Genomic DNA, 1555 nt, shown 5'->3' with positions numbered 1-1555 from the left:
AAGTGTTACAGCTAACTCAAGAAGTTTAAGTACTTCTTTGGAAAGACTTTCTACTGGTCTTAGAATAAACTCCGCAAAAGATGATGCGTCTGGTTTGGCAATTGCTGATCAACTTCGCACTCAAGCTTCTACTTTGGGACAAGCTATCAACAATGGTAACGATGCAAATTCACTTTTGCAAACTGCTGATAAAGCGATGGACGAACAAACAAAAATTCTTGATGCGATTAAAACTAAAGCTACTCAAGCGGCTCAAGATGGACAAAGCACTAAAACAAGAAATATGCTTCAAGCAGACATCAACCGCCTTATGGAAGAATTAGACAATATCGCTAACACCACTTCTTTCAATGGTAAGCAATTGCTTTCTGGTGGTTTTACTAATCAAGAATTCCAAATCGGCGCGCAGTCAAATCAAACTATCAAAGCAACTATAGGTTCAACTCAATCAAGTAAGATTGGGGTAACTCGTTTTGAGACAGGAGCTCAAATCACTGCTGCAGGTGCAGCCAATCTTACTATACTTAATTACAATGGTATAGATGATTTTGACTTTGCTGAAGTGCAAATTTCATACAGCGTTGGAACAGGCGTTGGAGCTTTAGCTGAAGAGATTAACAGAGTTTCTGATAGAACAGGTGTTCGTGCAAGCTACAATGTAACTACTACAGGGCTTTATGCGATTCAAGGCGATACTACAAGTGCTGATTTTGCAATCAATGGCACAGTCATAGGTGCTGTGAGATACGAAGATGGCGATAAAAACGGCTCTTTGGTTGCTGCGATCAATGCTGTAAAAGATACTACAGGTGTTGAAGCAAGCCTTGATGAATTTGGTAAACTTGTAATGAAGTCAAATGATGGTAGAGGTATTGTTATTACAGCTGGTAGTATAGGTAAGGGTTCTGGTATCGTAGGCGATGCCATGAATAACAACTATGGTCGTCTTAGCCTTGTGAAAAACAATGGACAAGATATCGCTATCTCAGGAACAGGCTTTGGCTTTGATACAGGATTTATCTCTCAAGCTTCTGTTTCTTTAAGGGATAGTAAAGGCACTATAGATTCTGAAACTGCTGATGCTATGGGATTTTATGCTGATGGCAAAGGTAAGAAAGTGATCACTCAAGCACTCACTGCTTTCATGTCAGCAGCTGGTAGTGGTTTCTCTGCTGGTTCAGGTTTCTCTGTAGGTAGCGGACAAAACTTTTCTACTATCTTAGCTGAAGGGGCTGTCTTTATCTCAGCATACTCAAACGCATATAACACCTCTGCTGGTTCAGGTTTCTCTACTGGTTCAGGACTTTCACAAACAGCGACTGTTAAAACTTCTGTGTTTAATGTCGCTGATCAAACCGCAGGCGTAACCACCCTAAAAGGTGCAATGGCTGTTATGGATATAGCAGATACTGCTATCGCAAACCTTGATACCATTAGAGCAGATATAGGTTCGGTTCAACAACAAATCGAAAAAACGATCAACAATATCACTACAACACAAGTGAATTTAAAATCTGCTGAATCAACCATAAGAGATGTGGATTTTGCAAGTGAA

1 protein-coding gene is annotated in these 1555 nt (G+C 40.1%); it reads left to right on the top strand.

The features are described 5' to 3' along the window. Positions 1 to 1555 (top strand): flagellin (locus tag CQA38_RS09130; protein WP_137633691.1); only part of this gene is annotated, 1555 nt, incomplete at both ends.

This window comes from Campylobacter sp. MIT 12-5580, from assembly GCF_005406235.1.
Classification (GTDB): Bacteria; Campylobacterota; Campylobacteria; order Campylobacterales; family Campylobacteraceae; genus Campylobacter_D.
Note: the sequence above shows the minus strand (reverse complement) of the source record. Positions and strands in the feature narration are given on the sequence as shown.